The sequence below is a fragment of the Streptomyces antimicrobicus genome, from assembly GCF_020532625.1.
In the GTDB taxonomy this organism is placed as follows: domain Bacteria; phylum Actinomycetota; class Actinomycetes; order Streptomycetales; family Streptomycetaceae; genus Streptomyces; species Streptomyces antimicrobicus.
On sequence record NZ_JAJAUY010000083.1, the window covers coordinates 1 to 26659 of the forward strand.

General features: G+C 71.8%; 26 protein-coding genes and 1 riboswitch. Of the genes, 7 read left to right on the plus strand and 19 right to left on the minus strand.

What is annotated here, in order from left to right; genetic code table 11:
* The 5 genes from LG632_RS19875 to LG632_RS19895 all read right to left on the minus strand — a co-directional run.
* Positions 1–876 (minus strand): hypothetical protein (locus LG632_RS19875; RefSeq protein ID WP_226728710.1); only part of this gene is annotated, 876 nt, incomplete at its 3' end.
* Between the two features lie 63 nt (positions 877–939).
* Positions 940–1998 (minus strand): C40 family peptidase, encoded by a 1059-nt coding sequence (locus LG632_RS19880; RefSeq protein WP_226728711.1) that lies wholly within the window; start codon positions 1996–1998, stop codon positions 940–942.
* Positions 1999–2252: 254 nt separating this feature from the next.
* Complete coding sequence (locus tag LG632_RS19885) at positions 2253–3278, minus strand: C40 family peptidase (protein WP_226728712.1); 1026 nt, start codon at positions 3276–3278, stop codon at positions 2253–2255.
* 255 nt (positions 3279–3533) lie between these two features.
* Positions 3534–4895, minus strand: coding sequence for an NYN domain-containing protein (locus LG632_RS19890; RefSeq protein ID WP_226728737.1), 1362 nt, complete (start codon positions 4893–4895; stop codon positions 3534–3536).
* A 43-nt stretch (positions 4896–4938) separates the two neighbouring features.
* Positions 4939–5178, minus strand: coding sequence for a hypothetical protein (locus LG632_RS19895; protein WP_226728713.1), 240 nt, complete (start codon positions 5176–5178; stop codon positions 4939–4941).
* 140 nt (positions 5179–5318) lie between these two features.
* On the opposite strand from LG632_RS19895, the gene LG632_RS19900 reads away from it, so the two are divergent.
* Both LG632_RS19900 and LG632_RS19905 read left to right on the plus strand, forming a co-directional pair.
* A complete protein-coding gene (locus LG632_RS19900; RefSeq protein WP_374203520.1) occupies positions 5319–6044 on the plus strand; it encodes a rhomboid family intramembrane serine protease in 726 nt (241 codons plus the stop codon).
* Positions 6041–6322, plus strand: a complete 282-nt coding sequence (locus LG632_RS19905) for an Lrp/AsnC family transcriptional regulator (protein ID WP_226728715.1) — start codon at positions 6041–6043, stop codon at positions 6320–6322. The genes LG632_RS19900 and LG632_RS19905 overlap by 4 nt, the downstream gene beginning before the upstream one ends.
* Here LG632_RS19905 and LG632_RS19910 read toward each other — a convergent pair.
* The 6 genes from LG632_RS19910 to ctaE all read right to left on the minus strand — a co-directional run bounded on the left by LG632_RS19910 (position 6319) and on the right by ctaE (position 13661).
* Complete coding sequence (locus tag LG632_RS19910; protein ID WP_226728716.1) at positions 6319–7776, minus strand: aminotransferase class V-fold PLP-dependent enzyme; 1458 nt, start codon at positions 7774–7776, stop codon at positions 6319–6321. The two genes, LG632_RS19905 and LG632_RS19910, sit on opposite strands and share 4 nt — an antisense overlap.
* Before the next feature lie 219 nt (positions 7777–7995).
* Positions 7996–8112, minus strand: a riboswitch (SAM riboswitch).
* 151 nt (positions 8113–8263) lie between these two features.
* Complete coding sequence (gene trpD / locus LG632_RS19915) at positions 8264–9328, minus strand: anthranilate phosphoribosyltransferase (protein ID WP_226728717.1); 1065 nt, start codon at positions 9326–9328, stop codon at positions 8264–8266.
* A gap of 149 nt (positions 9329–9477) precedes the next feature.
* Positions 9478–11103 (minus strand): cytochrome bc1 complex cytochrome b subunit, encoded by a 1626-nt coding sequence (qcrB, locus tag LG632_RS19920; protein WP_226728718.1) that lies wholly within the window; start codon positions 11101–11103, stop codon positions 9478–9480.
* A complete protein-coding gene (qcrA, locus tag LG632_RS19925; RefSeq protein ID WP_226728719.1) occupies positions 11100–12158 on the minus strand; it encodes a cytochrome bc1 complex Rieske iron-sulfur subunit in 1059 nt (352 codons plus the stop codon). The genes qcrB and qcrA overlap by 4 nt, the downstream gene beginning before the upstream one ends.
* Positions 12155–12964 carry a cytochrome bc1 complex diheme cytochrome c subunit gene (gene qcrC / locus LG632_RS19930; protein ID WP_226728721.1) on the minus strand — a complete coding sequence of 270 codons (810 nt, stop codon included), beginning with the start codon at positions 12962–12964 and terminating at the stop codon, positions 12155–12157. Before qcrC ends, qcrA begins: the two co-directional genes overlap by 4 nt.
* A gap of 76 nt (positions 12965–13040) precedes the next feature.
* On the minus strand, positions 13041–13661 hold the full coding sequence (gene ctaE / locus LG632_RS19935; protein ID WP_226728722.1) for an aa3-type cytochrome oxidase subunit III: 621 nt from the start codon (positions 13659–13661) through the stop codon (positions 13041–13043).
* Between the two features lie 177 nt (positions 13662–13838).
* Between ctaE and LG632_RS19940 the strand changes: the two genes are divergently transcribed.
* Positions 13839–14240, plus strand: coding sequence for a DNA-binding transcriptional response regulator (locus LG632_RS19940; RefSeq protein WP_226728738.1), 402 nt, complete (start codon positions 13839–13841; stop codon positions 14238–14240).
* Between the two features lie 67 nt (positions 14241–14307).
* Here the strand turns inward: LG632_RS19940 and LG632_RS19945 are convergent, their stop codons facing one another.
* The 4 genes from LG632_RS19945 to ctaC all read right to left on the minus strand — a co-directional run bounded on the left by LG632_RS19945 (position 14308) and on the right by ctaC (position 18793).
* Entirely contained in the window at positions 14308–15561 is a 1254-nt protein-coding gene (locus LG632_RS19945; protein ID WP_226728723.1) for a L,D-transpeptidase, read from the minus strand.
* A gap of 135 nt (positions 15562–15696) precedes the next feature.
* On the minus strand, positions 15697–16095 hold the full coding sequence (locus LG632_RS19950; RefSeq protein ID WP_226728724.1) for a cytochrome c oxidase subunit 4: 399 nt from the start codon (positions 16093–16095) through the stop codon (positions 15697–15699).
* Positions 16092–17828 carry an aa3-type cytochrome oxidase subunit I gene (gene ctaD, locus LG632_RS19955; protein WP_226728725.1) on the minus strand — a complete coding sequence of 579 codons (1737 nt, stop codon included), beginning with the start codon at positions 17826–17828 and terminating at the stop codon, positions 16092–16094. Before ctaD ends, LG632_RS19950 begins: the two co-directional genes overlap by 4 nt.
* On the minus strand, positions 17825–18793 hold the full coding sequence (gene ctaC / locus LG632_RS19960; RefSeq protein WP_226728726.1) for an aa3-type cytochrome oxidase subunit II: 969 nt from the start codon (positions 18791–18793) through the stop codon (positions 17825–17827). Before ctaC ends, ctaD begins: the two co-directional genes overlap by 4 nt.
* A 340-nt stretch (positions 18794–19133) precedes the next feature.
* On the opposite strand from ctaC, the gene LG632_RS19965 reads away from it, so the two are divergent.
* Positions 19134–20519, plus strand: a complete 1386-nt coding sequence (locus LG632_RS19965; RefSeq protein WP_226728728.1) for an aminotransferase class V-fold PLP-dependent enzyme — start codon at positions 19134–19136, stop codon at positions 20517–20519.
* Positions 20520–20762: 243 nt separating this feature from the next.
* Here the strand turns inward: LG632_RS19965 and LG632_RS19970 are convergent, their stop codons facing one another.
* Complete coding sequence (locus LG632_RS19970; protein ID WP_226728730.1) at positions 20763–21740, minus strand: carbohydrate kinase family protein; 978 nt, start codon at positions 21738–21740, stop codon at positions 20763–20765.
* 132 nt (positions 21741–21872) lie between these two features.
* On the opposite strand from LG632_RS19970, the gene LG632_RS19975 reads away from it, so the two are divergent.
* A complete protein-coding gene (locus tag LG632_RS19975; RefSeq protein WP_226728732.1) occupies positions 21873–22076 on the plus strand; it encodes a hypothetical protein in 204 nt (67 codons plus the stop codon).
* 131 nt (positions 22077–22207) lie between these two features.
* A complete protein-coding gene (locus LG632_RS19980) occupies positions 22208–23620 on the plus strand; it encodes a hypothetical protein (protein WP_226728734.1) in 1413 nt (470 codons plus the stop codon).
* Between the two features lie 88 nt (positions 23621–23708).
* Here LG632_RS19980 and LG632_RS19985 read toward each other — a convergent pair whose 3' ends face one another.
* Entirely contained in the window at positions 23709–24065 is a 357-nt protein-coding gene (locus LG632_RS19985) for a HesB/IscA family protein (RefSeq protein WP_125640545.1), read from the minus strand.
* A gap of 309 nt (positions 24066–24374) precedes the next feature.
* On the opposite strand from LG632_RS19985, the gene nadA reads away from it, so the two are divergent.
* The gene (gene nadA / locus LG632_RS19990; protein WP_374203522.1) at positions 24375–25562 is read left to right on the plus strand and encodes a quinolinate synthase NadA; all 1188 of its coding nucleotides are present in this window, start codon (positions 24375–24377) and stop codon (positions 25560–25562) included.
* 139 nt (positions 25563–25701) lie between these two features.
* Here the strand turns inward: nadA and LG632_RS19995 are convergent, their stop codons facing one another.
* Together LG632_RS19995 and LG632_RS20000 are read right to left on the minus strand one after the other, a co-directional pair.
* Positions 25702–26397, minus strand: a complete 696-nt coding sequence (locus tag LG632_RS19995) for a response regulator (RefSeq protein WP_226728739.1) — start codon at positions 26395–26397, stop codon at positions 25702–25704.
* Positions 26398–26505: 108 nt separating this feature from the next.
* Positions 26506–26659: adenosylcobinamide-GDP ribazoletransferase (locus tag LG632_RS20000; protein WP_226728740.1), on the minus strand; the 154-nt coding region annotated here is incomplete at its 5' end.

The following is a 26659-nucleotide window of genomic DNA, read 5'->3' on the forward strand; positions in this document are numbered from 1 at the left end:
CGGGACCCGGCCCCGGCGGACCTCCCGGGCCAGCGCGGGCGCGGCCTCGGCGGGCGGCCGGTCGCCGGTCCGGTACGCCGCCCAGTCGGCGAAGCCCTCCGACAGCCACAGCGGGGTCCGCGCGGTGGTCGCGGCACGGGTGGCCACATGAGTGACCTCGTGGGTCAGCACGATCCGCCGGCCGGCCGGGGACAGCTCGGCCCAGCCCTCCGGGTTGAGCACCACCCGGTCGGCCGGGGCCGCTCCGGCTCCCACGGTGGCGGTGGTCACCGCCGCCAGGCCCCGGTACTGCGCGGCCGGCCGGCCCAGCAGGGCGGCCATGGCGTCCAGGGAGCGCGGCACCAGCACCACCACCCGGCCCGCCCAGGGTCCGGGCCAGGCCGCGCCGGCGTCGGGGACGGCCCGGTCGGCGAGGCCGGCGACGGCCTCCAGCAGGGCGCGGTCCTGGCCGGTGCCCAGTACCAGGCTGCGCTCCCCGCGCACCACCGTGACGGGGCCCTGGTCCCACGGCAGGGCGGGGGCTCCGGGGGCCGGCCGGTCGGCCGTCACCCGCCACCGGCCCGCGTCCCCGGCGAGGTCGAGCTCGCGGGCGCTCTCGGCCGAGGCGGTGTCGTAGTCGGCCAGCCGGTACCGCAGCCGGGCCGCCACCACGGCGCCCGCTCCGGTCCGCCGGACCGACGTGACCTCGTACGACCGCTGCGCCAGCGGGATCCCGGCGAGCTGCCCGGGCCGGCCCGCCGCCCAGTCGGCCACCGCCCGGCGCACGTCCTGCCCGGCCGGGTCGACCGCCCCCGGCGCGGCGCAGCCGGCCACCGCCGTGCCGCAGAGCAGCACCGCGAGCAGCAGCCGTACGTACGTCACCGGGCCCCGGACCATCAGCCGATGGTACGGCCGCCCGACCGCCCCGCCGCGGGGCCCGGCCCCGCCGGGGCGCCCGGGTCAGGGGCGGGTGACCGCCGAGACCGGCATCATGCCGACCGGGTCGTAGCGCACCCGCGCCCCCGGGTACGGCGCGTGCACCACCTGCCCGTTCCCGACGTACATGCCGACGTGGCTGGCGTCGGAGCGGTAGGTCACCAGGTCGCCGGGCCGGGCCTGGGAGAGCGGGACCTGGCGGCCCGCGTGCCGCTGGGCCTGGGAGGTGCGCGGCAGCGCGACCCCGGCCTGCCGGTAGGACCACACCATCAGCCCGGAGCAGTCGAAGCCGGAGGGCCCGGTGGCGCCCCACACGTACGGCCGGCCGACCGCCGACCGGGCCGCCGCCACGGCCGCGGCCGCCCGGCCCGAGACGGGCCCGCCGGCCGCGGGCACCGGCAGCTCGGGCAGGCCCTCGGCGCGGCCGCCGGAGCGCGAGGCCCGCTCGAACTCGGCCCGTTCGTCGCTGGGCATCGCGTTGAGCAGCCGCCGGGCGGCGGCCAGCTTGGCGGTGACCGCCCGCTTGTGCCGGGCCACGTCGGAGCGGAGCGCGTCGAGTTCGGCGAGCTTGCGGGAGGCTTCCTGCCGCTGCTGGCCCAGCCGGCGCTGCTCGGCGCGCAGTTCGCCGAGCCGGAGGGTCTGGCGTTCGGTCAGCCGGTTGAGGGTGGCGGCCTGGTCGAGGTAGGCGTCCGGGTCGTCGGAGAGCATCAGCTGGACGGCCGGATCGAGGCCGCCGGAGCGGTACTGGGCCCCGGCGAAGGCGCCGAGCACCCCGCGCATGGTGTTGATCCGGTCCTGGCCGCGGGCGACCGCGTCCTGGGCCAGGCGCACCTCGTCGCGCAGCTTCGCGGCCCGCTCCCCCGCCTTGTTGAAGGCCTCGGTGGCCTGCTCGGCCTCCTCGAAGAGCCGGTCCACGCGGGCCCGGGCACCGGCGGCCGGATCCGCCGGCGCGGCCGGGGCCGCGGCGGCCGGGACCGCCGTCATGGCGGCGGCCGCGGTGGCCGCCGCGGCGGTCAGGACGGTGGCCCGGCCGGTGCGCTCCAGGCCCAGGCCCGCCGCCGCGAGCCTGCGATGGGATGCCACGTGACGCCGCTCCCTTCCGCTGCGCACCGCCCGGGTCCGCCCTCGGTGGACGGCCGCCTGCCGGGGAGCGCGCGGGCAGACAGTAGCCGCGCGACCACGCGCCGGCCAACGACCTCCGGGCGGCCGCACGGCCGCCGGCCCCGCCTCAGACGCAGGTCACCGGTGGGGCGTCCGGTCGTGGACGGGCCCGCCAATTCCCCCGGATGGGCGGTGTACGGCGCGCCCGGCGCGGGGATCCGGACGGGGGACGCGCGTCAGATGCGGACGCCGAACTGGAACGGCATGTTGTTGATCGACTCGTACTTGACGCCGCCGCGCGGGTTGGAGGCGTGCAGCACCATGCCGTTGCCCGCGTAGAGGGCGACATGGTGCAGGTCGCCGTAGAAGAGCACCAGGTCACCGGGCTGGAGCTGGCTCCGGCCGATGCGCGTGCCGTCGTTGGCCTGGGTCCAGGTGGTGCGGGAGATGGAGACGCCGGCCTGCTTGTACGCCCACTGGGTCAGGCCCGAGCAGTCGAAGGCGGTGGGGCCCTCGGCCCCCGAGACGTAGGCGCTGCCGACCTTGGTCTTGGCGGCGGCCAGGGCAGCGGCGGCCCGCCCGGACCCCTTCTCGTTGCCGAGGTCGACCCGCTGGCCGTCGGCGCGGCTGGCGCGGGTCTCCTCGTCCTTGAGCTGGGCCCGCTCCTGCGCGCTCAGGGTGTTCAGCAGCCGCTGCGCCTCGGCGAGCTTGTCCTGGGAGGCCTTCTTCTTCTCGGCGAGCTCCTTGCGGGTCGCGTCGAGGTCGGCGAGCTTGCCGGAGGCCTGCTGCCGCTGCTGGGCGAGGGTGCGCTGCTTGGCCTGGATGCGCTGGACGGCGTCCACCTGGCGCCCGCTCAGCTGCTGCATCATGGCGGCCTTGGCGAGGTAGTCGTCCGGGTCGTCGGACAGCAGCAGCGCGAGCGACGGGTCCAGGGTGCCGCTGCGGTACTGGGCGCTGGCCATCGAACCGAGTACCGACCGCAGCTCGTTGAGCTCGGCCTGGCCGCGGGCCACCTGGTCCTGGAGCTGGCCGATCTCCTTCTCCAGCTTGCCCTGGCGGTCCTGGGCGCCGTTGAACTTCTCGGTGGCCTGCTCCGCCTCCTCGTACAGCTTCGCCACCTGGGCCTTGACCTCGTCCTTGCCCGGCTTGGCCGGGGCGGCGGACGCGCCCTGGGCGGAGAGGGCGACGGCCGCGGCGGCGGTCGCGGTCAGGACGGTGACGCGCGCGCGGGCCGGCTGCTTGGGTCGACGGTGGGACGCCACGGAGACGGGCTCCTTCTTCCTGAAGGCCGCCGGGGCACGAACGGCAGGCGGCAACCCCCGCCGCCACCCCGAATGAGTGAAGCACCGTACGAAGGTTTGGGCAGACCCTAGTGAGCCTGCCGTGATCACTTCAAATGCTGATGCGGAAAAAATCTCGTCGCGACCAGCCTTTTTACCTACGACGCACGCTGCGTGGCGGCGACTTGACCCTACGTCCCGCACACCTGCGGCCAATTCGGGCATTGCGCCCAGGAGTTACGAGACGCGCGAAAGCCGCTTCAGCAACAAGGCGGACGCGACCGGCCGCGCCCCGGCCTTGGCCACGCCGTCGGCGACCTCCCGGTCGGTGGAGACGACGACCACCGGCCGGCCCGGCGGTTCGGCCCGCACCAGCTGGCGGATCAGCTCGTCCGCGGTCACCCCGGGCTTGGAGAACAGCACCCGCACCCCGCGCGGCGGCGCCAGCAGCACCGGGGCCGCCAGTTCCGCGCCGTCGAAGACACAGGTCATCTCGGCACCGGTCTGCGCGGCGAGCATCGACAGCCCGCCCAGCAGCCGCAGCCGCTGCTTCTCCAGCGGCATCGTCGGGTAGCCCGTCTTGGTGACGTTGTAGCCGTCGACCACCAGGTGTGCCTGCGGGAGCGCCAGCAACTGGTCCAGCAGCGCCGGATCGGTCTCCGACAGCGCCCGGTTGGCGATGTCCTTGGGTGTCATCCGGCCCGGCTCGACGGCGTCCACGGTGTCCGCCGGGCGCGTCGAGACCGGCGGCAGCGCGAGCTCCCGGCGCAGTCCCTGGGCCGCGTCGAGCACGGTGTCCAGCAGCAGCCGCAGCCGCATGTCCTCGACGCTGCGGCCCTCGCGGGCGGCGCGCCGGGAGGCCTCCAGGGCCGACTCGGTCTCCGCCAGGCGGGACTTCAACCGCCGGGTCTCGCTCTCGGCCGCGGCGACCTGGGCCGCCGCGTCCGCCTTGATCCCGTCGATCTCCGCGGCGGTCTTGCGCAGGGCCGCCTCGCCCCGCTTGATGTCGTTGAGGGCGCTGCGCAGCTTGCGCTGAAGCGATTCGGCTTCCTTGCGCGCCGCCTCCAGCTCGGCACGCAACTGCTCGCCGCCGCTGCGCTGCTGCTCCCGTACGTGGGCCAGCTCCTCGCGCAGCCGCTCCAGTTCGCGGCGGCTCTCCTCGCCGATCCGCTCGGCGTCGGCGCGCTGGGCCTCCTCGCCGGCGGCGGCCACCAGCTTGACCCAGCCGGCCGGCCGCAGCACATAGGCCGCGGCCGCCACGTCCAAGGGGTCCGCGGCGGCCGGCGGCGCTCCGGCCTCCAGCGCCGCCGCCAGGTCCGGCTGCGCCTCGCGGAGCTTGTCGGCGACCCGGCTGCGGAAGACGGAGTCGGTCTCGACGGCGGCCGCCATCGCGTTGCCGGCGAACTTGGCCCGCCGGGTGGGGGTGAACCGGGCGTACTGCCGCAGCTGCGCCGGGAGGTCGGCGACCGTCAGGGCGCCGAACGCGTCCGAGACGAGCGTGACGACCCTGCGCCGTACGCCTTCGGGCAGCGGGCGGTCGAGCACCTCGGCGGCGTCGCCGGCCTCGGCCGGCTCAGCGCCGCTTGCTGGCTCCACGATCCGTCACCCCTACCGTCATTCCTTGCGTGCGGGCCCGGCTCCGTCAGGAGCCCGTACCCGGCCTGTCCACGAGTTCGATCTGGTCCACCGCGTTGCACCAGCGGCAGCGGACCGACTCGATGGTCTCATTGACCACCTCGCGCTCCTCGACCTTGGGCTCCCCGGCGAGGTCCAGGTGGACGTACTCCACGACCTTCGACGTACGGGTGACGTCGAATCGCGTGAGGTTGCCGCAGAGGGTGCAGCGCCACCGGGTGGTGCCGGTCGGCAGCGGAACCGTCATCGTGCGCTCTCCCTGTTTCAATTAAAGCCTTCACGGCTGGCCAGCAGGTAACCCTACGGCCTGGCGGCGGCGCGGGACCCGGTCCGTCCCCGGATCCCGGCCCCGGCGAGGCGCGCCGGGCGCGCCCTGCCGCGTGCGCCATGCTCTGTCCCATGATCGTAAGACCCGCCGGCCCGAGGGTGCCGGCCACGGTCACCCACGCGCTGATCGCCGCCTGCTTCCTGGTCTTCCTCCTCGGCCCCGCGTCGGGGCTGAACCCGGCCTACGGCACCGGTGACGCGCTGCTGGTCTCGGGCACCGCGTACTTCCGCCGCTGGGGCGTGGTCCCCGCCGAGCTGTTCTCGGGCTCGGCCCGCGCCCTGCTCACGCCGTTGACGGCGCTGTTCGTGCACGGCAGCTGGCTGCACCTGCTGGGGAACATGCTGTTCCTGCACGTCTTCGGCACGATGAGCGAGGAGCGGATGGGCCGGGCCCGGTTCCTCGGCTTCTACGTCGTCACCGGCTACCTGGCCCTCGCGGCGTACGCGGCGGCCAACGCCGGCTCCACCCAGACCCTGGTGGGGGCCTCGGGGGCGGTCTCGGCGGTGCTCGGCGCCTTCCTGTGCCTGCTCCCCCAGGTGCGGGTGACCAGCCTGTTCCCGTTCCTGCTCTTCCTGCCGCTGCGCTTCCCGGCCTGGATCGTGCTGCTGTTCTGGTTCGTCCTGCAGGGGGTGGCCGCCCAGCGCGCCGGGAGCGGGCCGGGCGTGGCCTACCTCGCCCACCTGGTCGGCTTCGCGCTGGGCTTCTGCTACGCCTGGGTGCGCCGGCTCCGTACGACTAGAGTGAGGCGACCAGCGACGGCCACCGAGGGAGACAGCCAGCCGTGATCACCGCGATCGTGCTCATCAAGACCAGCGTGGACCGGATCCCCGAGATCGCCGAGTCGATCGCCGGGCTGGAGAACGTCAGCGAGGTCTACTCCGTCACCGGCACCTACGACCTCATCGCCCTGGTCCGGGTGGCCCGCCACGACGACCTGGCGGACATCATCCCGGGCCGCATCAGCAAGATCCCGGGCGTCGAGGCCACCGACACCCACGTGGCGTTCCGTACGTACTCCCAGCACGACCTGGAAGCCGCGTTCGCCATCGGCCTGGACGCCTAGGCGGCGGCGGCCGACTGCACGGCCGGCACGCAGCGCCCGTCCTCCGTGCGGTAGCGCCACTTGGCGCCGTCCGTGACCAGCTCGCGGACCGCGCGCAGGAACCGCTCCACGTGCTCGTCGGGGGTGCCGGCACCGAAGCTGACGCGGACGGCGTTCAGGGTGGGGGTCCCCCCGGACGAAGTCGGGGACGGCTCGCCCGGCGCCGCGTCCGGGGCGCCGCACTCGCCCGGCTCCGCCGGGGCGCTGCCCAGCAGCGTGCGCACCAGAGGGTGGGCGCAGAACAGGCCGTCGCGGACGCCGATGCCGTACTCGGCCGACAGCGCCGCGGCGAAGTGCGAGCTGTTCCAGCCGTCCACCACGAAGGAGAGCACGCCCACCCGCGGGGCCCGGTCCCCGAAGAGGGACAGCACCCGCACCTGCGGCACCTCGGCCAGGCCCGCCCGCACCGTGGCGATCAGCTGCTGCTCCCGGGCGACGAGGGAGTCGAAGCCGGCCTCGGTGAGGGCCTTGCAGGCGGAGGCGATGGCGTAGCCGCCGATGACGTTCGGCGAGCCGGCCTCGTGGCGGGCGGCCGTGGTGTGCCAGTCCACGTCCACGCCGCCGTCGGCGCGCCGGGCGACCGTACGGGAGGCACCGCCGCCGGCGAGGTAGGGCTCGGCCCGCTGGAGCCAGTCGGCACGGCCGGCCAGCACCCCGGAGCCGAACGGCGCGTACAGCTTGTGGCCGGAGAAGGCCACCCAGTCCACGTCGAGCGCGGTGACCGACACCGGGTGGTGCGGCGCCAGCTGGGCGGCGTCCAGCACGATCCGGGCGCCGTGCGCGTGGGCCGCCGCGGCGAGCTCCTGGACCGGCCACAGCTCGCCCGTCACGTTCGAGGCACCCGTCACGCACACCAGCGCGTCGCCGTGGGGCTCCCGGGCGGCGAGCGCCCGCTCCAGGGTGGTGACGGCCTCGGCCGGGGTGCGCGGGGCGTCGAGGTAGGTGACCTCCGCCTCCCGCCACGGCAGCAGCGAGGCGTGGTGCTCGGTCTCGAAGACGTACACGCGGGTGCCGGCGGGCAGGGCGCGCGCCAGCAGGTTGAGGGAGTCGGTCGTCGAGCGGGTGAAGACGACCTGGTCGTCCGGGCGGCAGTCGAGGAACTCGGCGACCGTGGCGCGGCTCTGCTCGAAGAGCTCGGTCGACAGCTGCGAGAGGTGACCCGCGCCGCGGTGCACGCTTCCGTAGTACGGCGCGTACGCCGCCACGTCGTCCCACACCCGCTGCAGGGCCGGGGCGCTGGCCGCGTAGTCGAGCGCCGCGTACGTCACCTCGCCGCCGGTGACGAGCGGGACGGTGACGTCGCGGCCGAGCACGGGGAGCGGCTCGGCGGGGGCGGCGGCGGCCGGGACGCAGGCGGCGGCCGGGGTGCGGGCGGGGGCGACGGCGGGGGCGGAGGCGTGCGGGTACGCGGACATGGCGGGATCTCCCGGGGGTGGCGGAGCAACGGCTACGTAGGACCCGTACGCGCGCACGCCGGACGGCCCGGCGGGACGGCCGCGGATACGGGGAGTGCCTCGACGCAGGGCCGGACGACGGCCGTGCGGAGGGGTGGAGAAAGGGCGCTACGCGCCTAGCGCATTCGCTTGCTCACGAAAGACCGCTCCTCGAGGACCAGGACCCCTGGTGTGTCGAGGGGTCCGCGCTTGCCGCAGACCTCGCTGCCTGCGGCCTGGTCATCACCCGGGGCACCCCGCCACGGACGGAGGGTTGCCGGACAGCAAGCCGGGGCCGAAACGCTGTCACTCGTGACCTGTCAGGCATCCTGCCACAAGATCCACCGAACGCAAGACCCCGGTCCAGCATGTGGACCGGGGTCGGGTGGGGCACGGCCGGTTCCCCCGGGCCGTGGAGCCGGGGCGGGGCCCTGCGGCCGCGGGGCCCTGGGGCCGGGCGGTGGGCCCGTCAGAGGTTCGTGGCCCGCACCCAGCGCTCCAGCACCGCGCGCGCCGCGCCGGAGTCGATGGACTGCGCCGCCCGGTCCATGCCGGCCCGGATCTCCTCCTCCAGCGTGCCCGTACCGGGGTCCAGGGCCACCAGGGCCGCCGCCGAGTTCAGCAGGACGGCGTCGCGGACCGGGCCGGTCTCGCCGGCGAGCAGCCGTCGGGCCACGTCCGCGTTGTACGACGGGTCCCCGCCGCGCAGGGCGGAGACGTCGACCAGCTCGATGCCCACGTCCCGCGGGTCGAAGGCCCGCTCCTCGACCTTGCCCTCGCGCACCCGCCACACCCGGGACGTCGCGGTCGTGGTCAGCTCGTCCAGGCCGTCGTCGCCGCGGAAGACCAGCGCGGCGGAACCGCGCTCGGCCAGCACGCCGGCCACGATCGGGGCCACTCGCAGGTCGGCCACACCGGTGGCCTGGGCACGGACCCGCGCCGGGTTGGTGAGCGGGCCGAGGAAGTTGAACGTGGTCCGGATGCCCAGCTCCCGCCGGGCGGCGGCCACGTGCCGCAGCGCCGGGTGGAACTTCACCGCGAAGCAGAAGGTGATGCCGGCCTCCTCGGCCACCTTCGCCACCCGTGCGGGGGCGATGTCGAGGTTGACGCCGAGCTTCTCCAGCACGTCCGAGGAGCCGCTGGCGGAGGACGCGGCCCGGTTGCCGTGCTTGACCACCTTGGCGCCGGTGCCGGCCACCACCAGGGCCGACATGGTCGAGATGTTGACCGTCTTCGCGCCGTCGCCGCCCGTGCCGACGATGTCCACCGTCCGCCCGGGGACCTCGATCAGATTGGCGTGGTCGTACATGGTGCGCACGAGGCCGTTGATCTCGGCCACCGTCTCACCCTTGGCCCGCAGCGCCACGACGAAGCCGGCGATCTGGGCGTCGGTGGCCTCACCCCGCATGATCCGGTCCATCGCCCACGCGGTGTCGTCGGTGGTGAGGTCCTTGCCGGTCAGCAGGGCGTCGAGGACGGCGGGCCAGGAACGGTCCGCCACGCTGTCGCCGCCTGCCGGGGTCACAACGTTCATGGTCCGCTCCAGGGTCCACAGGTTCGGTAAGGGAAGGACCCCAGCCTATCCAGCCGATCGCCACGGCAAAGAGCCCCGTCCAGCGACTGGACGGGGCTCTTGCCGTGGCGATCGGTTTTCGGCCGACCGGGCGGCCGGCGGATCAGGGATCAGTGGTGGCCGTGGCCGGCCTGGATCTCCCGGTACTCCTCGACCGTGGCCTTCGGGATCTGGTTGCCCTCGGCGTAGAAGCCCTTGCTGAGCTTGACGCGGAGCTTCTCGATCCGGCCGACCTTGCGCTCGACGCCGTTCTCGTCGACGGCCGGGCCCAGCTCCAGCGGCTCGTACTGCTCGTGCGCCGTGAGCGTGTGCAGGCTGGCCTGCGGGAGCGGCTCGTGGACCTCGACGAACTCACCGTGCGGCAGGCGCTTGATGATGCCGGTCTCGCGACCGTGCAGCACCTTGTCCCGGTCCCGGCGCTGCAGGCCGAGGCAGATCCGCTTGGTGACGATGAAGGCGAGGACCGGGACGACGAAGAAGCCGATCCGGACGAACCACGTGATCGAGTTGATCGACAGGTGGAAGTACTGCGCGAACATGTCGTTGCCACCGCCGATGAGGAGCACGATGTACTCCGCGATCCAGGCGACACCGAACGCGGTACGGGTCGGGGCGTTGCGCGGGCGGTCCAGGATGTGGTGCTCGCGCTTGTCCCCGGTGACCCAGGACTCGATGAACGGCCACACCGCGATGGACACGAGGACCAGCGGGAAGAGCACCAGCGGGACGAACACGCCGAGCACCAGCGTGTGACCCCACAGGTTGATCTCCCAGCCGGGCATGGCACGGATCAGGCCTTCCGGCATACCCATGTACCAGTCGGGCTGCGCACCGGTGGACACGTGGTCCGGGCGGTACGGGCCGAGCGCCCAGATCGGGTTGATCGAGGCGATCGCCGCGATGGCCGCGATGACACCGAAGACCAGGAAGAAGAAGCCTCCGGCCTTGGCCATGTAGACCGGCAGCAGCGGCATGCCGACGACGTTGTTGTTCGTCCGGCCGGGGCCCGCGAACTGGGTGTGCTTGTGGTAGAAGACCAGGATCAGGTGGGCCACCAGCAGGCCCATCATGATGCCGGGCAGCAGCAGGATGTGGACCGAGTAGAACCGGGCCACGAAGTCGCCGCCGGGGAACTCGCCGCCGAAGAGGAAGAACGACAGGTACGTGCCCACGACCGGCACGGACAGGATCGCGCCCTGCATGAAGCGGACACCGGTGCCCGAGAGCAGGTCGTCCGGCAGGGAGTAACCGGTGAAGCCGGTGAACATGCCGAGGACCAGCAGCAGGAAGCCGAAGACCCAGTTGACCTCACGCGGCTTGCGGAACGCGCCGGTGAAGAAGACGCGCATCATGTGCACGATCATGCCGGCGACGAAGATCAGCGCGGCCCAGTGGTGGATCTGACGGATCAGCAGACCACCGCGGACGTCGAAGCTGATGTCGAGCGTCGAGGCGAAGGCCTCGGACATCAGGACGCCCTGCATCGGCACGTACGAGCCGTGGTAGACGACCTCGTTCATGCTCGGGTGGAAGAACAGCGTCAGGTACACACCCGTGAGGATGATGATGATGAAGCTGTAGAGGCAGATCTCACCCAGCATGAAGGACCAGTGGTCCGGGAAGATCTTGCGCATGTTGGCCTTGGCCAGGCTGTAGATGCCCAGCCGGCCGTCCGCCCAGTCGGCCACGCGCTCGCCGCGCGGTGCCTTGCGCTGGTTGTTGTCACTGGTGCTCATCCGCGCTCCCAGAATGCAGGACCGACGGGCTCTTCGAAGTCGCCGAGCGCCTCGAGGAATCCTTCAGAGTTCACGCCGATGCGCAGCTGCGGCAGGGCGTGACCGGCCGGGCCGAAAATGACTCGGGCGCCGTCGGAGAGGTCGAAGGTGGACTGGTGGCACGGGCAGAGCACGTGGTGCGTCTGCTGCTCGTACAGGCTGATCGGGCAGCCGACGTGGGTGCAGATCTTGGAGTAGGCCACGATCCCGTCGTGGGACCACTCCAGTTCCTTCTTGTCCTTGATGTCCTCCGGCTGGAGCCGGACGATCATCAGGGCCGCCTTGGCGATCTGGGTCTGGAAGTCGTGCTGGTCCTCCTCCAGGCCCTCGGGCATGGCGAAGGTCAGCGAACCCACGGCGACGTCCTCGGGACGCAGCGGCTCCATCGTGTTCTGGTTGATGAGCAGCTTGCCCTTGGCCCACATGGTGTGGCGCAGCTTGTCCTCGGGCAGCGGGCCCAGGTCGCGCAGCAGGACCACGCCGGAGAGCGGCACCAGGGCCAGCGCGCCGAACATGGTGTTGCGGATCAGCTTGCGCCGGCCGATCGCCGACTCCTGCGCACCCTCGGCGAAGTCCTGCATGACCTTCGCCTTGACCTCGGGAGAGGCCTCGATCGGGTGACGGTCGTCGGCGACCTCGACGTCGGACATCAGGGTGCGGGCCCAGTGGACCGCGCCCGCGCCGATGCAGAACAGGGCCGCGCCCAGGGTCAGGCCCAGGGCGAAGTTGAGCGCGCTCACCTTCCCCAGCGGGAAGATGTACACGATCTTGTCGACCGGGATGGTCACGTAGGCGGCGATGAAGCAGATCGTCGCCAGCATCGAGATCGTGAAGAGCATCGCGACCGTGCGCTCGGAGCGCCGGGCCGCCCGGTCGTCGATGTCCTGGATGCGCGGCTTGTGGGCCGGCAGGCCGGGGTCGGCGAACGGGTCGTCCGCGACCGCTACACCACCGTGGTGGGCGGCACCCTGCTCGCTCGGCAGGTGCTTGTCTTCGGGAATGTCTTGGCTACTCATGACTTCTTGGCCTTAGCGGTGTGGGCCGCGACCCAGACGGCGACAGCGATCAGCGCACCCAGACCGAAGATCCAGCCGAACAGGCCCTCGGAGACGGGGCCCAGGCCACCGAGCTTCAGGCCGCCGGGGTTGTCCGAGTACGGGCCGTTCACGTGCTGGAGGTACGCGATGATGTCCTTCTTCTGCTTCTCCGGCATCGTGCTGTCGGGGAAGGAGGGCATGTTCTGCGGGCCGGTGAGCATGGCCTCGTAGACGTGCTTCGGCGTGACGTCCTCAAGGTTGGGGGCGTACTTGCCGTGCGTCAGCGCACCGCCCTCACCGGTGAAGTTGTGGCACTGGGCGCAGTTGTTGCGGAACAGCTCACCACCGTTGGCGACGTCGGCGCCCGCCGGGTCGTACTGCTTGGCGTTCGGCGTGATCGGGCCGGCGCCGAGGGAGGCGATGTACGCGGCCAGCTGGTCGGTCTGCGCCTGGGAGTAGACGACCGGCTTCTTCGGCACCTGGGCGCCGGGCTGCTGGGCGGGCATGCGGCCCGTGCTCACCTGGAAGTCGACGGCGGCGGAGCCGACGCCCACCAGGCTCGGGCCGTCAGAGGAACCCTGACCGCCGGTTCCGTGGCAGCTTGCGCAGCCCACGGCGTACAGCTTCTTGCCCTCCTCGATGGCGAGGGACTGGGCGGTTTCATCGGCCTGCGCCTTGCCCGCGGGGGCGAAGGCGGCGTACAGCCCCCCAGTGGCCGCCAGCGCGAGGAGTAGAACGACGACCGCCGCCAGCGGATGGCGTCGTCGTGCGGAGAGCTTTTTCACGGATTACCCCGGTGTCAGGATCTTCTGCGTCGGTGTTTCTGGATGGAGTGCCGGGCCGGGCCCGGCGACGTGTTCGCTACTTGATCAGGTAGATCGTGGCGAAGAGGCCGATCCAGACGACATCGACGAAGTGCCAGTAGTAGGACACGACGATGGCCGACGTGGCCTGTTCGTGGGTGAACCTCTTGGCCGCGTACGTCCGGCCGAGGACCAGCAGGAAGGCGATGAGACCGCCCGTCACGTGCAGACCGTGGAAGCCGGTGGTCAGGTAGAACACCGTGCCGTACGGGCCGGACGAGAGGGACATGCCCTCGTGCTTGACCAGCTCGGTGTACTCGAACACCTGGCCGCCGATGAAGATCGCACCCATGACGAACGTGATGATGAACCACGTCCGGAGCTTCTTCACGTCACCGCGCTCGGCGGCGAAGACGCCGAGCTGGCAGGTGAGGGAGGAGAGCACCAGGATCGTGGTGTTCGTCGCCGAGAACGGAAGGTTCAGGAAGTCAGCCTGACTCTTCCAGTACTCGGCGCCCGTCACCGATCGCAGGGTGAAGTACATCGCGAAGAGGGCCGCGAAGAACATCAGCTCGGAACTCAACCAGATGATGGTTCCGACGCTGACGAGGTTCGGTCGGTTGACCGTCGGGTGCGCGTGCCCGGTATCTACTGTCGTTGCTGTCGCCACGACCGACATTATGTCGGTCGCTTATCCCGCCCTCACCCCGGGGGGTGCCGTTCGGAGTGTCCGGGGGGTGTGCACTGCCCGAACGGCCCATCAGCAGGGCGGACCCGAGGGTGCGCGAACCGATGTTGACAACGCGTCCGGAGGAGTAGCATCCCGCGCAAGATTTCCTGACGCGTGGAGGAAACAATGCGGGCGACGGCGAGGGTTCTGGTCTACAGCGACGACGCGAACACGCGGGAGCAGGTGCGGCTGGCGTCCGGGCGCAGGCCCGCGGCGGACGTGCCACCGGTGGAGTTCGTGGAGTGCGCGACGCTGCCCGCCGTGCTCAAGGAGCTGGAGCTGGGCGGGATCGACCTGTGCGTGCTGGACGGCGAGGCCGTGCCGGCGGGCGGCATGGGCGTGTGCCGGCAGATCAAGGACGAGGTCTTCCGCTGCCCGCCGGTGCTGCTGCTCATGGGACGCCCGCAGGACGCCTGGCTGGCCACCTGGAGCCGCGCGGACGCCGCGGTGACCCTTCCGGTGGACCCGGTGGAGTTCGCGGACGCCCTGGCGGGCCTGCTGCGCAAGCGGCTGGCGAACGCGGCCTGACCGCGCCGGCCGGTACGGGCACGGCCGGCCGGCCCGGGGCCTTCCCCCGGGCCGGCCGGTGCCCGGCTCAGATCTGCGGTCGCAGGCGCGTGACGTCGACCGGACTGCGTCCGTCCTGGGTGCCCTTGAGCAGGGCGCTGCCCTCGCGCCAGTCCTTCCAGTCCAGGTTCCAGTCGCCGTAGCCGTTGCCGAAGGGGTCCATCTCCTCACCGATGCTGTTGACGACGGTGACGAGGTCGCCCTCGGTGATGTTCTCGTAGAACCACGCGGCGTTGCCGGTGCTCATGCCCGTGCAGCCGTGGCTGACGTTCGCGTAGCCGTGGGAGTCGATGGACCACGGTGCCGCGTGCACGTATTCACCACTCCAGGTGACCCGGGTCGCGTAGTAGACGGGCAGGTTGTAGTACTCGCTGCCGCCGATGCCGACCGTGTCCCCGCGCATCCGCACGTAGTACTGCTTGCCGAGCACCACCTTGACGCCGTTGCGGGTGGAGAAGCCGGGCTTGCCCGTGGTCACCGGAATGGTGTTGATCACTTCTCCGTTGCGCTTGAACGTGAGGTAGTGCGCGGAGGCGTCGGTGATCACCTCCACCCGGTCGCCGATCTCCAGGGTCAGCGGCTTGGCCGCGGCGCCGTAGAGGTGGTCGCCGATCCGGATGCCCTCCAGATTGCTCCGTACGGAGACGGTGGAGTGCGCGGGCCAGTAGTCCTTCGGGCGGAAATGCAGCCGGGTGTCGTCGACCCAGTACCAGGAGCCCTCCACCGGACGCGGTTTGACGTCGACCACCAGGGCGCGTTCGACCACGGCGCGGGCGGCCTTGTCCTTGACGGGCTCGTTGAGCTCGGCCGTGAGGGGCTGTCCGACACCGTATTTGCCCGCGTCCGGGCCGAATTCGACGTTGAGGACCTTGTGGGCCGGTGCGGTCTCGAACGTCAGCGTGCGCTGCCCCGGGGCGCCCCGCTCGTTCTCCGTGCTCACGGTGACCGTGTAGCGCACGCCGGCCGCGAGCGGCGCGGTGCTGTGCCAGCGGTCGCCCCGGGCGGAGAGCTCGCCCGCCAGGCGCCGTCCGTGGGTGTCCACGGCGGTGACGTCCGTGATACGGGTCCCGCTCCCGGTGCCCTTCACGGAGACTTCCAGCGGCCGGTCGGGGTCGACGGGGCGGGACCCCGCGGCCTGGTTGAAGGCGACCTGATCGGCCGCGTCGTACGGACGGGCGGACAGCGGGTGGTCGCCGGACCCGCATGCGGTGACGCCGGCCCCGAGGGACGCGACCAGCATGGCGCAGCTGAGTACCGTCCAAAGACGCGGAGAGTGCTTCATGGAGGCAACGCTATGAAGGTATGACGACTACTGCGCGCGGGGTGACTGCAAACGAGGGGCCCGGACTCCTCCGAAGAGGTGTCCGGGCCCCTGTCTCACTGCTCGGCCGCGGTGGCCGTCGTGGACCTGCCGGTCCTACTGGTTCTGGTTCTCACCGCGGTAGTACTCGTACACCCAGCCCCACAGGCCGATCAGGATGATCGGGGCCGAGAAGTACATCAGCCACCAGCCGAAGACGACGGCCATGAAGGCGAGCGCGCCACCGATCGCCAGCGAGAGCGGCTGCCAGCTGTGCGGGGAGAAGAACCCCAGCTCGCCCGCCTCGTCGGCGACGTCGGCCTCCAGGTTGTCCTGGGCCATCTCGTCCACTCGCGCGGCCGTGAAGGCCAGGTAGTAGCCGATCATGGCGCTCAGGCCGAAGGCCAGCGCGAGCGCGGTGGTTCCGACCGGCTCCTTCGACCAGACGCCGTACACGACGGTCATGATCAGGATGAAGACGGAGAGCCAGAGGAACATCCTGCCCTGGATCTTCACTTGCCGGCCTCCTTGCCACCGGTGACGGCCTTGTTGTCAGCGCCGTGGTCCAACAGGTGGTCCAGCGCGGCGATCTCCGGGTGGTGGAGGTCGAACGCCGGGGATTCCGACCGGATGCGCGGCAGGGTGAGGAAGTTGTGCCGCGGGGGCGGGCAGGACGTCGCCCACTCCAGCGAGCGGCCGTAGCCCCACGGGTCGTCGACCTCGATCTTCTTGCCGTACTTCGCCGTCTTCCAGACGTTGTACATGAACGGCAGGAAGGACAGGCCGAGGACGAACGAGCTGATCGTCGAGATCGTGTTCAGCGTGGTGAAGCCGTCGGCGGCCAGGTAGTCCGCGTAACGGCGCGGCATGCCCTCGGCGCCCAGCCAGTGCTGGACCAGGAACGTGCCGTGGAAGCCGATGAACAGCGTCCAGAAGGTGATCTTGCCCAGGCGCTCGTCCAGCATCTTGCCCGTGAACTTCGGCCACCAGAAGTGGAAGCCGGCGAACATCGCGAACACCACGGTGCCGAAGACGACGTAGTGGAAGTGCGCGACGACGAAGTACGAGTCGGAGACGTGGAAGTCCAGCGGCGGCGAGGCCAGGATGACGCCGGTCAGACCACCGAAGGTGAACGTGACCAGGAAGCCGATCGTCCAGAGCATCGGGGTCTCGAAGGACAACGAGCCCTTCCACATGGTGCCGATCCAGTTGAAGAACTTCACACCGGTCGGGACCGCGATCAGGAAGGTCATGAAGGAGAAGAACGGCAGCAGCACACCACCGGTGACGTACATGTGGTGGGCCCACACGGTCACGGAGAGACCGGCGATCGCGATCGTCGCGGCGATCAGACCGATGTAACCGAACATCGGCTTGCGCGAGAAGACCGGGATGATCTCGGAGACGATGCCGAAGAACGGCAGCGCGATGATGTACACCTCAGGATGTCCGAAGAACCAGAAGAGGTGCTGCCACAGCAGTGCTCCACCGTTCGACGCGTCGAACACGTGGGCGCCGAACTTGCGGTCCGCCTCCAGCGCGAAGAGCGCGGCGGCGAGCACCGGGAAGGCGAGCAGGACCAGGACACCGGTCAGCAGCACGTTCCAGGTGAAGATCGGCATGCGGAACATCGTCATGCCCGGAGCGCGCATGCAGATGATCGTGGTGATGAAGTTGACCGAGCCGAGGATCGTGCCGAAGCCGGAGAAGGCCAGACCCATGATCCACATGTCGGCGCCGATGCCCGGCGAGCGGACCGCGTCCGACAGCGGGGCGTAGGCGAACCAGCCGAAGTCGGCGGCGCCGTTCGGCGTCAGGAAGCCGGCCACCGCGATGGTCGAGCCGAAGAGGTACAGCCAGTACGCGAACATGTTCAGCCGCGGGAACGCCACGTCGGGCGCGCCGATCTGCAGCGGCATGATCCAGTTCGCGAATCCGGCGAACAGCGGCGTCGCGAACATCAGCAGCATGACGGTGCCGTGCATCGTGAACGCCTGGTTGAACTGCTCGTTCGACATGATCTGCGTGCCCGGGCGGGCAAGCTCGGCGCGCATGAACAGAGCCATGACGCCGCCGATGAGGAAGAAGACGAACGAGGTGACCAGGTAGAGCGTGCCGATCGTCTTGTGGTCGGTGGTGGTCAGCCACTTCACGACCACGTTGCCGGGCTGCTTGCGCCGTACCGGCAGCTCGTTCTCGTAAGAGGCTTCAGCTGCCGCGGCACCCTGAGGTTCGTTGAGGATGCTCACAGTTTGTTCGTCTCCGCGTTACGGGCCGGGTCGGTCTGCTTGATGCCGGCCGGGAGGAAGCCGGTCTGCCCCTTCTCGGCCAGCTCCTTGAGGTGCTTCTGGTACTCCTCGGGAGAGACGACCTTGACGTTGAAGAGCATCCGGGAGTGGTCCACGCCGCACAGCTCGGCGCACTTGCCCATGAAGACGCCCTCTTGGTTCGGGGTGACCTCGAAGACGTTGGTGTGGCCCGGGATGACGTCCTGCTTGAACAGGAAGGGGACCACCCAGAAGGAGTGGATGACGTCGTTGGACGACAGGATGAAGCGGACCTTCTCCCCCTTGGGGAGGTAGAGGGTCGGGCCGGGCCAGCCCTTCTCGGCGTTCACGTCCGCCGGGGTGCCCTTCTCGTAGACGCCCTCGGCGCCCTTCGGGAAGTCCTTGGTGAACCGGTCCGGGATGGACTCCAGGCCCTTCGGAGTCGCGCCGCCCTTCGGGGTGGCCGCGTCGCCGTCGACGTTCTCGATGTAGTTGAAGCCCCAGCTCCACTGGAAGCCCACCACGTTGATGGTGTGCTTCGGCTGCGCCGAGAGGGACAGCAGCTTCGACTCGTCACGCGCGGTGAAGTAGAAGAGCACCGAGACGATGATGAGCGGGACCACGGTGTACAGCGCCTCGATGGGCATGTTGTACCGGGTCTGCGGAGGGACCTCCACCTTGGTGCGGCTGCGCCGGTGGAAGGCGACGCTCCACATGATCAGGCCCCAGACCAGGATGCCCGTGACCAGAGCGGCTGCCCACGACCCCTGCCACAGGGAGAGGATGCGCGGCGCCTCCTCGGTGACCGGGTCGGGCATTCCGAGGCGGGGGAAGTCTTTATATGTGCAACCAGTGGCGGTCGCCAGGACCGCGCCCGCAGTCAGCGCCTGCAGCAGCTTCCGCCGCATCGGGCGCCGCGGCGAGCGGTCGGAGCCGTAGGGACTCACGTAGCGCCTTCCCGAGAGTCTCGGCCCGCGCGACCGGCTGCGGCCGTCTTGCGTGTCGGTCGCCGGCCCTGACGCGGGCAGGGGTTTGGATGTTTATGCGGACCAAACCCTACTGGACGCTATTTGGGGTCGCGCGGGGAGGGTGCCCAACGCGCCGCTACTGCCCCCGAAGGGGTGGCTCGGCCGTACGGGGGACGGCTCCGACGCCCCGGAACGGCGGGCTCCGGCGACCGCCTGACGGGGTCTGAGGCCGTGGCGGGCCGGTGCCCGGGAGAGGGCGGCGGGGCCCGCGGCGCGGCCGCCGCGGGGCACCTGACCTGCCGTGCCCTACCGTGACGGAATGCCGTACTTCGACGTCGCGTCCGCAGCTCCGCTCCATCCGGTCGCCCGACAGGCCCTGCTCGCCTCGCTGGACGAGGGCTGGGCCGACCCGGCGCGCCTGTACCGGGAGGGCCGGCGGGCCCGGCTGCTGCTGGACGCGGCGCGGGAGGCGGCGGCGGAGGCGGTGGGCTGCCGGCCCGACGAACTCGTCTTCACTCCTTCGGGGACGCACGCGGTTCACTCGGCCGTCGCCGGGGCGCTGGCCGGGCGGCGCCGGGTCGGCGGTCATCTGGTCGTGTCGGCGGTCGAGCACAGTTCGGTGCTGCACGCGGCCGAGAGCCACGCGGCGGCCGGCGGGAGCGTGAGCACGGTCGCGGTGTCGCGGACCGGGGCGGTCTCGGCGGCGGACTGGGCGCGGGCACTGCGCCCGGACACCGCGCTGGCGTGCCTGCAGTCGGCCAACCACGAGGTGGGCACCGTGCAGCCGGTGGCGGAGGTGGCCGAGGTGTGCGCGGCGGCCGGGGTGCCGCTGCTGGTCGACGCCGCGCAGTCGCTGCCGTGGGAGAAGGTGCCGGAGGGCTGGTCGCTGGCGGCGGCCAGTGCCCACAAGTGGGGCGGCCCGCCCGGGGTCGGACTGCTGGCGGTGCGCAAGGGTGTCCGGTTCTCGCCCCAAGGACCCGCCGACGAACGGGAGTCGGGCCGCGTCCCCGGTTTCCCCAACCTGCCGGCCGTGGTGGCCGCCGCGGCCTCGCTGCGGGCGGTGCGGGCCGAGGCGCAGGAGGAGGCGCGGCGGCTGCGGGTCCTGGTGGACCGGCTGCGCCGGCGGGTGGCCCGGCTGGTCCCGGACGTGGAGGTGGTCGGCGACCCCGACCGGCGGCTGCCGCACCTGGTGACGTTCTCCTGCCTCTACGTCGACGGCGAGACCTTGCTGCACGAGCTGGACCGGGCGGGCTTCTCGGTCTCGTCGGGTTCGTCGTGCACCAGCTCGACGCTGACGCCGAGCCATGTGCTGCGGGCGATGGGGGTGCTGTCGGAGGGGAACGTACGGGTGTCGCTGCCGACCGGTACGACGGCGGCGGAGGTCAACGCGTTCCTGGAGGTGCTGCCGGGGGTGGTGGCCGGGGTCCGGGAGCGGCTGGGCGTCCCGACGGAACCGGTGGCCGAGCCGGTGGCGGAGACGGTGGAGGTCGACGCGGTGGGGCTGCGGTGCCCGCAGCCGGTGATCGAGCTGGCCCGGGCGATCGGGGGCGTGCGGGTCGGCGGCGTGGTCACGGTCCTGTCGGACGACGAGGTGGCCCGCCTGGACATCCCGGCGTGGTGCTCCCTGAGGGGCCACGCCTACCTGGGCGAAGCCCCTGTTCCGGGGAGCCGGGCGGCGGCGTACCGGGTACGGCGCACGGTCTGACCCCACCGGGCGGGACCGCCCCCGGCCCGACCCGACCCGGCCCGCCCCGAACCGCTGCCCGTCCCGGGCCCGTCCGCTGCGCGAACCCTTCCCCACCGAGCCGGGGCTCCGCCCCGGCCCTGCGGGCGCCCCGCGCGGCGTTCGCGGCGCGGGGTGCGGGGTGCGGGGGCGAAGTCCCCGAGACGCGGGTGCGGAGCGGCCGAGGGGTGCCGGGCGGGGTCCCGGCACCCGGGGGCGGCAGGGTCAGTGCGGCAGGTGCGCCTGGACCTCGGCCGCGGCGTCGTCCCCGTAGGCCTTGGTGAAACGCTCCATGAAGTGCGCCCGCGCCAGGGTGTACTCCTGGGTGCCCAGGGTCTCGATGACCAGGGTCGCCAGCATGCAGCCGACCTGCGCGGCCCGCTCCAGGCCGACGCCCCAGCCGAGGCCCGTCAGGAAGCCGGCGCGGAAGGCGTCGCCGACGCCGGTCGGGTCGACCTTGGCCGTCTCCTCGGGGCAGCCGACCACGATCGGCTCCTCGCCCTTGCGCTCGATCTTCACGCCGCGCGAGCCCAGCGTGGTCACCCGCGTGCCGACCTTGCCGAGGATCTCCTCGTCGGTCCAGCCGGACTTCGACTCGATCAGGCCCTTCTCGTACTCGTTCGAGAAGAGGTACGTCGCGCCCTCCATCAGGGTGCGGATGTTCTCGCCGTCCATGCGGGCGATCTGCTGCGAGAAGTCGGCCGCGAACGGGATGCCCCGGGTCCGGCACTCCTCGGTGTGGCGCAGCATCGCCTCGGGGTCGTCCGCGCCGATCAGGACGAGGTCCAGCCCGCCGACCCGGTCCGCGACCGCCTTCAGCTCGATCAGCCGGGCCTCGCTCATGGCGCCGGTGTAGAAGGAGCCGATCTGGTTGTGGTCCCGGTCCGTGGTGCACACGAAGCGGGCGGTGTGCAGCACCTCGGAGATCCGCACGGAGGCGGTGTCCACGCCGTGCCGGTCGAGCCACGCCCGGTACTCGTCGAAGTCGTAGCCGGCGGCGCCGACCAGGATGGGCCGGATGCCCAGCTGGCCCATGCCGAAGCAGATGTTCGGGCCGACACCGCCCCGGCGCACGTCGAGGTTGTCGACCAGGAAGGAGAGGGAGACCGTGTGCAGCTGGTCCGCGACCAGCTGGTCGGCGAAGCGGCCGGGGAAGGTCATGAGGTGGTCGGTGGCGATGGAGCCGGTGACTGCGATACGCACGGCGTGGATGCTCCTGCGAGGGGCGGCGAAAGGACATTCAACGCTACCCGGTCCGGGGCCCTCCGGCCGACCACCCGAAACTACCCCGTAGTAGACCTTTCTTCGCACCCGCCCGCTGCCTACGGTGCCCTCATGACCTACACCGACGGTTTCGGCTACTCAGGTTTCGCCACGCTCCTCGGCGACTGCGCCCGGATGGCGCCCCACTGGACGGTCCCGGCCGATCCCCGGCCGCCCCGGGTGGAGCCCTCGCAGATCCACGGGATCAGCATTCCCCCGGCCTCGGCCCGGATGATCGCGGGCACGGCGCAGTACGGCGACGGGGGCGGCGAGTAGCCGAGCGACCGGGCCCCGCCCCCTCCCCGGCCCCTCCCCGGCCCCTCCCCGGCCCCTCGGGAACCGTCCGCGCGTCCGCCACGTCACACCCGCGTCACGCACACGGGCGAGACAGGCGAAGGAGCGATGCGGTGACCAGCGAGCAGCAGCACACCAGCCCACGTCCCCAGCACCGGCGGCGGCGGAACTGGGCGGTCGGCTCGATCGCGGCGGCCGTACTGGTGGCCGGGGGCGGTACGGCGTACTGGGCGTCCTCGGCCTACGGCGGCAGCGGCGGGCGTACGGAGGCGGGCCAGGCCTCGGCGTCGTTGCGGGCGCCGGGGACGGCCGGGTCCGACGCCCCCTCGGCGCCCGGGATCGCGCCGGGCGAGCCCGACCCGTCCGGCGGCGGGGTGACGTACGAGGCGACCGGGCCGCTCCCGCAGGGCCCGAAGAGCTCGCCCCGGTTCAAGGCGGACGGCGAGGTGACCCGGGAGGAGGTGGCCCGGCTGGCGGCCGCGCTCGGGATCCAGGGCGAGCCGCGGCTCTCGGGCGAGCAGTGGCAGGCCGGTGAGGTCCGGGACTCCTCGGGCCCGCGCCTGACGGTGACCCGCAAGGCGCCGGGCACCTGGACGTACACGCACTTCCAGCTGGGCGGGGACAACTGCCAGAAGGGCAAGGACAGCTGCGGCCCCGTGGCACCCCCGGAGGGCGGTCCCGGCAAGGCGGTCCCGGAGGAGGCCGCGAAGAAGGCCGCGGCCCCGGTGCTGGCCGCGGTCGGCCAGTCCGGCGCGGCCCTGGACGCGCGCCTGACGCAGGGCGCGGTCCGGGTGGTGACGGCCGACCCGGTGATCGGCGGGCTGCCCACGCAGGGCTGGTCCACCCGGATCAGTGTGGGCGCGGACGGCCAGGTGGTCGGCGGCAACGGCGAGCTGAAGGCCCCGGTCACCGCGGGCCAGGCCGAGATCGTGTCCGCGGAGGAGGCGCTGAAGCGGCTGAACGCCCGTTCCGCCCCGGCCCGGAGCCCCGAGCCGAGCGGCTGCGCGACGTCGGTGCCGCTGGAGCCGGACACCCCGGTCGGCTCCGGCGACCCCTTGCCGTGCAACCCGGACCCGCGTCCGATGAAGCCGCCGCGGGCCGAGCAGGTGCGCTCCGCGGTGGTGGGCCTGGCCCCGGGGACGGTGGACGGCGCGCGCGGGCTGGTGCCGGCGTGGCTGTTCGAGGTGGCGGGCAAGGGCGGCGGCCCGGCGCACACGGTGGCGCAGCCGGCGCTGGCGGAGCCGGCCGGCGAAGGGGCGGGGACCGTGCCGGGGTTCTCGTACAGCGACACCGACCGGAAGCTGACGGTGAACTTCTGGGGCGGGGTGTGCAGCGACTACGGCCTGGAGGTGCGCGAGAGCCCGCAGGCGGTCATGGTGAGGATCGTCGACACCCCGAGGGAGCCGGGCCGGGCCTGCATCCTGATCGCCCAGGAGATGTCCCTGACGGCGACGCTCCAGCAGCCGCTGGGCGAGCGCAAGGTGATCGACGCGAAGACGGCGAAGGAGCTGCCGCGGCAGTCGTAGCGGGGGGACATGCGAGGGGCCCCGGCCGGACGACGAACGTCCGGCCGGGGCCCTCGTGCTGCCGCTGCCGCTCGACGGCGGCTGCGGCCTAGCTGAACGAGTCGCCGCAGGCGCAGGAGCCGGTGGCGTTCGGGTTGTCGATCGTGAAGCCCTGCTTCTCGATGGTGTCGACGAAGTCGATGGAGGCGCCGCCCAGGTACGGGGCGCTCATCCGGTCGGTGACGACCTTCACGCCGTCGAAGTCCTTGACCACGTCGCCGTCGAGGGACCGCTCGTCGAAGAAGAGCTGGTAGCGCAGGCCCGAGCAGCCGCCGGGCTGAACGGCGACCCGCAGCGCCAGGTCGTCCCGGCCTTCCTGCTCCAGCAGGGCCTTGACCTTGGCGGCGGCGGCGTCGGACAGGAGGATGCCGTCGCTCACAGTGGTCTTGTCGTCCTGAACGGACATCTGCATTCACTCCCGAAGTGGGGCGGCTCCCCGCCGGGGCAGGGAAACGTCGGACTCTTGCCGTCGGCTGCAACCGACGCGGCCGCGGATTCATTCCGGGCCTGACGCTTGTTTCAGACATTCATGCTCGCACACCGGGGCGTGGCGGTGGAGCCTCGCTGGGAGCGCGGGCGAATTCGTCACATCGACACGATCGGGCATCGTCAAACTGACGTGAAGCGGCTATGATAGATAGCGTCAATTAGACGAGAAGTCGAATCCTTCCTGGACCGGCCAGGACCGAAGTCTCGTAGTCGCGGAACAGAAAGGGTGCGTGTCGTGACCACCGCCCAGCCTTTGGACGTCCAGCCGACGCCCCTCGCCCTGCTGCTGCTCGGCCGCGAGGCCGACCCCAAGAGCGAGCGCGGCGTGGAGTGCCCCGGTGACCTGCCCTCGCCGTCCGACCCGGACCTGGTGGCGCGTGCCCGGGCGGCCAAGGACAAGCTCGGGGACAAGGTCTTCATCCTGGGCCACCACTACCAGCGCGACGAGGTCATCGAGTTCGCGGACGTCACCGGCGACTCGTTCAAGCTCGCCCGCGACGCCGCCGCCAAGCCGGAGGCCGAGTACATCGTCTTCTGCGGCGTGCACTTCATGGCCGAGTCGGCGGACATCCTGACCTCGGACGACCAGAAGGTGGTCCTGCCGGACCTGGCCGCCGGCTGCTCCATGGCGGACATGGCGACCGCCGAGCAGGTCGCCGAGTGCTGGGACGTGCTGACCGAGGCCGGGATCGCCGACGTCACCGTGCCCGTCTCGTACATGAACTCCTCGGCCGACATCAAGGCCTTCACCGGCAAGCACGGCGGCACGATCTGTACGTCGTCCAACGCGAAGAAGGCCCTGGACTGGGCCTTCGAGCAGGGCGAGAAGGTGCTCTTCCTGCCGGACCAGCACCTGGGCCGCAACACCGCGGTGCGCGACATGGGCATGTCCCTGGACGACTGCGTCGTCTACAACCCGCACAAGCCGAACGGCGGCCTGACCGCCGAGCAGCTGCGCGGCGCGAAGATGATCCTGTGGCGGGGCCACTGCTCGGTGCACGGCCGGTTCAACCTGGACTCGGTCAACGACGTGCGCGCGCGGATCCCGGGCGTGAACGTGCTGGTCCACCCCGAGTGCAAGCACGAGGTCGTGGCTGCCGCGGACTACGTCGGCTCGACCGAGTACATCATCAAGACGCTGGAGGCGGCCCCGGCCGGCTCGAAGTGGGCGATCGGCACCGAGCTGAACCTGGTCAAGCGCCTGGCGAATCGTTTCGCTGCCGAGGACAAGGAAGTCGTCTTCCTCGACCGCACGGTCTGCTTCTGCTCGACCATGAACCGCATCGACCTCCCGCACCTGGTGTGGACCCTGGAGTCCCTCGCCGAGGGCACCCTGGTCAACCGGATCCAGGTCGACAAGGAGACCGAGAGCTTCGCGAAGCTGGCCCTGGAGCGGATGCTGGCCCTCCCGTAGGGCCCGCCGATGCCGGCCCTCCCGCAGGGCCCGCCGCGACGGACGGAAGAAGGGGCGCCTCCCGCACCGGGGGCGCCCCTGCCGGGTCCCGTCCTGGTGCGGCGCGTACCGCGTCCGCAGTACGCCCGGCCGGCCCCGGCTACTCCGCGCGCGGGCGCACCAGTCCCGATTCGTACGCGATGACCACCAGTTGCGCCCGGTCGCGGGCGCCCAGCTTGGCCATCGCGCGGTTCACGTGCGTCTTGACGGTCAGCGGGCTGACCTCCAGCCGGCCGGCGATCTCGTCGTTGGACATCCCGGCGGCGACGAGGACGAGCACCTCGCGCTCCCGGCCGGTCAACGCGGCCAGCCGCTCGGCGTGCAGGGCGCCGGCCACCGGCCCGTCGGCGGCGTCCGCTCCCCCGCCCTGCGCGAGGAAGCTGGCGATGAGGCCCTTGGTCGCGGCCGGGGACAGCAGGGCGTCGCCGGCGGCGGCGATCCGGATCGCGTTCAGCAGTTCGTCCGGCTCGGCGCCCTTGCCGAGGAAGCCGGACGCCCCGGCGCGCAGCGCCTGGACGACGTACTCGTCCACCTCGAAGGTCGTCAGCATCACCACGCGGACGCCGGCCAGCTCCGGATCGGCGCTGATCATCCGGGTGGCGGCCAGGCCGTCCGTGCCGGGCATCCGGATGTCCATGAGCACGACGTCGGCCCGCCGTTCGCGGGCGAGCGCGAAGGCCTGCGCGCCGTCCGAGGCCTCGCCCACCACCTGCATGTCGGGCTCGGAGTCGACCAGCACCTTGAAGGCACTGCGCAGCAGCGCCTGGTCGTCGGCGAGCAGCACCCTGATGGGCACCGGCGCCCGTGCGCCGGACGCCGGCGCCGCGCTGCTCGCTGCCACGGAGGTCTCTTCCACGGCACCAGAGCGTACGTCGCCGCGCGCGGGCGCGGCCGCCGCGGGTGCTCAGCCCAGCGCGAGGGCGATGAGCACGGTGGTGGTGGCGACCTCGGCGAGGGCGCCGAAGACGTCCCCGGTGACCCCGCCGAAGCGGCGTACGCAGCGGCGCAGCAGCAGCTCGGCCGCGCCGAGGGCGGCGAGGACCGCGGCGGCGTGGTGG